The following is a 5,871-nucleotide window of genomic DNA, read 5'->3' as shown; positions in this document are numbered from 1 at the left end:
AGCGGCAAGATATTTATTACTTTTATACATTGGGTTTAGGCCAACCTTATGCAGTTTCCGGTGTTCACGGAACTGGTATGGGAGATTTATTAGATCAAATTGTTGAAAAATTGCCGAGTAAATCTGAAGAGGCTGCCGATGATTCAATTAAATTTAGTTTCATTGGCCTAAACCCAATGTATAAAAGTCATAAATATCTTGACGCTGTTCTAAGTTATCTGCTTTATTAGCTGCCAAGACGATGGGTTTATGAGATTGATACAAGATTTTAGCAACCAATTCATCTTCAGTAGTAACACCAACCCGCGCATCTACAATCATTACAACTACATCAGCTTCTTCAATAGCAATCTCAGCCTGACTGGTTATTTCTTTATTTAAAGTTTGATCATCCATTGTAATACCGCCGGTATCAATTATACTAAACTCTTGCCCAATCCATTCACCATGGGCATAAATGCGATCTCGTGTAACGCCAGGAGTATCTTCTACAATTGATAATCTTTGGCTAATAATACGATTAAAAATAGTTGATTTACCAACATTAGGTCGACCCACTAATGCTACAACAGGAAGTGCCATTTCTTCACCTTCTCTAAATATTTCCAAGAGTCTAAATAAAAGGGACTGTGATCATACTTCTCACAATCCCATACTTTTATTTAGTCTAGTATTATTTGAAACTTATTGAATTAAAGATTTTATTTATTTGCTTAACTTATCCGAATCAATAATATCACCTAAAGAAAATCCACGTTCTTCCTTAGGAATTTTATAGTCAATCTTTTCTGGTTCAGGATCTGTTTGAGGTTTCTTTTTCTCATGAGGATTTTCAACCAAAGCCTTGATGGAAAGGCCTAAACGACGACGATCTGGTTCCACATTTAACACCTTTAAATGCACTTTTTGACCAACTTCTAAAGCATCACTAGGTTTATTAACATGATCCCAAGAAATTTGAGAAACATGAACCAAGCCTTCCACACCAGGTAACACTTCTACAAAAGCGCCAAAATCAGTTAAACGGCGAATTACACCATCAATTTCATCGCCCACCTTGATTTTGTCAGCTACTGTTTCCCAGGGACCTGGTTGTGTAGCTTTAATTGACAAAGAAATTCGACCTCTATCTTTATCTACATCTAAGACTTTAACTTTCACATCTTGTCCAGGCTCTAAAACTTCAGAAGGTTTATCAATATGCTGATACGAAATTTGGGAGATGTGAACTAAACCATCTACACCACCTAAATCAATAAAAGCACCAAAATTTGTCAAACGAGAAACCTTCGCTTCGATTACATCACCAGGTAAAATTTTTGCAAACACTTCAGCTTCCTTAGCAGCTTTTTGTGCAGCAGCAATCTCTTTATGAGACAAAACTAAACGATTCTTAGTCTGGTCTACTTCAATAACCTTTAAAGTCAATTCTTTTCCAACATAAGGTTTCAAATCACGTACATAATGATCAGAAATCATGGAAGCTGGGATAAATCCACGCAAACCATCAATGTCGACTAATAAGCCACTTTTAACTGTGCTAGTTACCTTACCAGTTATGGTGTCGTCATTAGCTTGAATCTCTGACATTTTTTCGTAAGCTTTTCTATTCTCTACACGACGCTTGGATAAGATAAAGCTACCATCTTCTTTGTCACTTGCTGATGGTCGAACAACCAATAATTCCAACTTATCGCCAACTTTAGCCAAGTCGTGAATATCAGCCTTACGATCAGCAGTCAATTCCTTTAAGGGTACAACCCCTTCTACACCAGAATTATCAATTCCGACTATCAATTGACCATCATCAACAGATAATACCTCAGTTTCAACAACATCACCAATCTGAACTTGGTTAAAATTGTTCAAAGCCTGCTCCATTGGATTTGTATCGCTATGCTCTTCAGCCATTTTTACATCCTCCTCGACATCTTTCGAAATCTATCTTAAATGAAAATCGCAACAATTACCAGTAGTAATCATTATTTATTTGTTTTAAAATGAATAATTTTTAATATTTTTTGAACAACTTGATCAATGTTCAATGATGTTGTATCTATTTCAATTGCATCCGCAGCTTTTTTTAAAGGTGACGTTTGCCGATGTGAATCCTTATAATCACGAGCAGCAATTTCCGTTTCTAATTCAGTTAATGATGTAGTAATTCCACGAGTCAGATTTTCCTGATAGCGGCGCTTAGCACGTTCATGAACGCTAGCCACCATAAAAATTTTCACATCTGCCTGAGGCAAAACTGTAGTGCCAATATCACGTCCATCCATCACCACGTTATTATTTTGTGCAATTTGACGTTGCTGCTCAACCATCAACTGTCGAACTAAGGGTAAAGATGATACTTGTGAAACATTATTGGTAATGAAAGGAGTTCTAATTGCTTCACTAACATCAGTATCACCAACAAAAATCCGCTGCTGCCCTTTTAGAATACGAAAATTAATCGGAATTTTTTGAATTAAATCCGTGATTTGATTTTCATTACCAAAATCAACTTGCTTTTGCCAAGCCAACCACGTCACTGCCCGATACATAGCACCTGTATCTGTATAAATGTAATTTAATTTATCCGCAATAATTTTAGCGATAGTACTTTTACCAGCCGAAGCAGGGCCATCAATTGCAATTTGCATTCATTTCACTTCCAAAACTCAAAAATTATTTATTTAACCTTTAAACGCATGCCAGGATGTAAGACTGTACCAGTTGAAATACCATTTAATTGATATAGCTGCGCTGTTGTCATGCCGTGATTCAAAGCAATCCGATAGGCATTATCTTTTGGCTGCACAGTATAGTACTCACCAGAATCCTGTTGCTGAGTTTGATTAGTATTAGCTGCAGCATTATTATTTGCATCGGCAGCTTGCTTTTGACTATCGTCATTATTATTTTGTGGTTGTTCAGCAGGTTTGGCTGGTGCCGGCGGATTATCATTAGCTGTCGGCGTTTTTTCTTGATTCTTATAATCATCTAATTTAGACGTAACTTGTTTGGCCTTTTGCTTTTTATGTGTCTGTTTTTTTGCCTTAGATGGTGCTTTCTTAGGTTTAGAACTTACAGAAACTTGACTGGCCGTATCCACAGCAGATTTTTGATGATTTGCTGAAATAGCAGAATGTATAATTGGCGAAAACATAATTGCCAACAAAACTAGCGCTATAACCCAGACTAACAAAGTATTGCTATGCCGGCTTTTCTTTCGGCGCACCCGCGATAACTTTTCTGGTTTTTCAGCATCGGAATCATCACCAAAAGTTGATTCCCAAAGTTTAGGATCCTTGTCGCTCATATTATTCACCCCTATTGTCTATTTCTAGTTTACCAGTTTTTAAATAAAAATTCTTTAAGTTTTATTAAAAAAGCGTTCTCCACCATAATAATTGCTATATTTATAATTTCTTTAAGGCTTTAACTTCCTCTTTTTTTAGAAAACGCCAATCACCCGACGTTAACCCCTGTAAGTTTAAAAAACCAATTTGCTCACGCTTTAATTTTAAAACCTGAGCCCCTACTTGTTGAAACATTTGCTTTACTTGATGGTTCATACCCTCATGGATTGTTAATTTAACGATAGAAGTTTTCTTACGCTGATCTACTGAAAGTAATTCAGCCTTTGCCGCTGCCGTTTTTCTGCCATTAACTTTGACACCGTGACGCAATTGCTCCAAAGCCGGTGATTGAATAATTCCAGTTACTTTAGCCACATAAATTTTATCGATATGATTACGTGGATGTAAAAGATGATTAGTTAAATCACCATCATTAGTTAAGAGTAGCAATCCTGATGTATCATAATCTAAACGTCCTACCGGATAAATACGGGCTTCAATGATATCAGTAAAATAATCGGTAACAACTTTGCGATTTTTTTCATCATGAACAGAACTAATTACACCTCGTGGTTTATAAAATAAAATGTAAATTTTTGGATCTTTTTGAAGAGGAATACCGTCGACTTCGATTTGGTCATGCTTAGTAAATTTAGATCCCAATTCATGGACTATTTGACCATTAACACTTACACGTCAAGTGGTTATTAAATCTTCGGCTTTACGACGAGAAGTTACCCCGGCATTTGCGATTAACTTTTGTAATCTTTGTTTAGTCTCCATTTTTAACCTTTCCTTTTTCAGAAAATAATTCAAGATTGATTGGTTGCTGTAATTCTCCGTTTGCAAAATTTTTTAAATCAGGTAAATCCGCTAACGTCTTTAAGCCAAAATAATCTAAAAATTCTTCCGTAGTTATATACATAATTGGACGTCCGGGAGCCTCTTTACGTCCCTTATCTTTAATCAATTGTCGCGCCTGCAAAGTTTGAATTGTTGCATTACTATTTTTAACACCCCGAATAGCATCAATTTCAACCCGAGTTATTGGCTGTTGATAAGCAATGATTGCTAGAACTTCAACTGCTGCTTGGCTAAGATGGGATGCTTGATCTTTTTGCAAATATCTTTCTATTACTGCCTGATATTGGGGTTTTGTTAACAGTTTAAAGCTAGCTCCATATTGTTTAATTATTAAAGGAGAATCATTATGAGCAGTTTGGTCTTGTAATCTCTGTAAATGTTGGCGTAAAGCTGCCGCATCCAATTGTAAAACTTCACTTAGAGTTGTTAAACTAACTCCTTGTTCTCCAGCTGCATATAACACCGCAATAATTTGTTGGTCTGTTTGCATTATTTTACCTCAATTTTACCAAGATGTCGGCCTGCCAGCTGCTTTGTTGTGCTTCAATTATCTGATCTTTAATTAATTCTAATAAGGCCATAAATTTAGTAACTACCTCTTCAACTGTTTGTTGATGGCTTAAGAGATATCTAAAAGTGGTCTGATGTTTGGTCTTTAAATATTTTAAAATTTCGTCTTGGGCTTGCGCAATTGATATTTGTTCTGTAATAATATTTGCTTGCTGACGCTGCTGCTTGGCCTGACGTGTTATTAAATCTTGCATGGCTCTAGCTAAATCTTGGGCTACTTTAACTCCCGGCTTTAAATGGACTACTGTATCTGGCGTTAAAGTTGCTGGTGCTTTAGCATACATCTGCTGGCGCTGCTTTTCTAGATTTTTTAAGGTACTCGCCATATTCTTAAAGGTTTGATAGGTTAATAATTGCGCTACTAAGTCGCTTCTAGGATCTTCTGGTTCTGATGCTTCTTCTTCAGTGCTGATAGGTGACTTAGGCAATAATAACTGACTTTTAATCCGCATTAGAGTTGAAGCCATCACTAAGTAATCACCAGCAATATCTAGCTGAAGTGATTGCATTTGATGCAGGTAAGCAATGTACTGTTCAGTAATTTGTGCAATGGGAATGTCATAAATATCAATTTTGGACTGTCTAATTAGATGTAGCAATAAATCTAAGGGCCCTTGAAAATCAGTTAAAATCAATTGTAATTTTTCCATTATTAACTACCCTGCCGGAATTTATACCAATTCAAAATCATAGGAGTCATTTCAATTGAGCCCATAATTTTAGACTGCGGATAATAGGTTTGAATTTCATCTAAAACTTTAAAAATACTATTAGTAGATCTTTCAGTTGGACTTAAAGAAATATAGCGCACCATCACTATCTGCTCTTGGATTTCTAAGGCAATTATACCAGCAAAATTATCACTATTATTTTTATAAAGTAAAAATTGGTGCCGTGAATCTGCAGTATAGACTTTTAATTCCATTTGTAAATGATCCAAATCCTTTAATTCCGGTAAATATGATAAAAAGCCCATAGCTATTTTTTGATAATTAGAACTATATTTAATTAACATATTTCCTCCTAAGCTCGAGGATGAGTTTGTTGATAAACTTCTAGCATCCGTTTTTGCGACAAATGTGTGTAAATC

6 protein-coding genes and 2 pseudogenes are annotated in these 5,871 nt (G+C 35.8%); all 8 read right to left on the bottom strand.

All coding sequences use genetic code 11. The annotated features are described in order from the left end of the window. Window positions 1-165: 165 nt before the first annotated feature. A pseudogene (locus tag EQ827_RS07555) lies at window positions 166-582 on the bottom strand (GTPase); the annotation flags it as partial. 123 nt (window positions 583-705) lie between these two features. Then, window positions 706-1,911 carry a 30S ribosomal protein S1 gene (gene rpsA, locus EQ827_RS07550; protein WP_181190390.1) on the bottom strand — a complete coding sequence of 402 codons (1,206 nt, stop codon included), beginning with the start codon at window positions 1,909-1,911 and terminating at the stop codon, window positions 706-708. A 71-nt stretch (window positions 1,912-1,982) separates the two neighbouring features. Next, a complete protein-coding gene (gene cmk / locus EQ827_RS07545) occupies window positions 1,983-2,648 on the bottom strand; it encodes a (d)CMP kinase (protein WP_181190389.1) in 666 nt (221 codons plus the stop codon). A gap of 29 nt (window positions 2,649-2,677) precedes the next feature. Then, window positions 2,678-3,307, bottom strand: a complete 630-nt coding sequence (locus EQ827_RS07540; RefSeq protein ID WP_181190388.1) for a LysM peptidoglycan-binding domain-containing protein — start codon at window positions 3,305-3,307, stop codon at window positions 2,678-2,680. Window positions 3,308-3,407: 100 nt separating this feature from the next. Beyond that, window positions 3,408-4,130 (bottom strand): annotated as a pseudogene (locus tag EQ827_RS07535) (pseudouridine synthase). Next, window positions 4,120-4,701, bottom strand: a complete 582-nt coding sequence (gene scpB / locus EQ827_RS07530; RefSeq protein ID WP_181190387.1) for an SMC-Scp complex subunit ScpB — start codon at window positions 4,699-4,701, stop codon at window positions 4,120-4,122. Before scpB ends, EQ827_RS07535 begins: the two are co-directional and overlap by 11 nt. A 4-nt stretch (window positions 4,702-4,705) precedes the next feature. Further along, a complete protein-coding gene (locus EQ827_RS07525; protein ID WP_219912675.1) occupies window positions 4,706-5,431 on the bottom strand; it encodes a segregation and condensation protein A in 726 nt (241 codons plus the stop codon). 2 nt (window positions 5,432-5,433) lie between these two features. Next, window positions 5,434-5,871, bottom strand: a 438-nt coding sequence (locus EQ827_RS07520; RefSeq protein WP_219912674.1) for a hypothetical protein, incomplete at its 5' end; no start/stop codon positions are given.

It is taken from the genome of Bombilactobacillus bombi (assembly GCF_013607485.1).
Lineage (GTDB): Bacteria > Bacillota > Bacilli > Lactobacillales > Lactobacillaceae > Bombilactobacillus > Bombilactobacillus bombi_A.
This window is presented reverse-complemented; position numbering and strand designations above follow the sequence as displayed.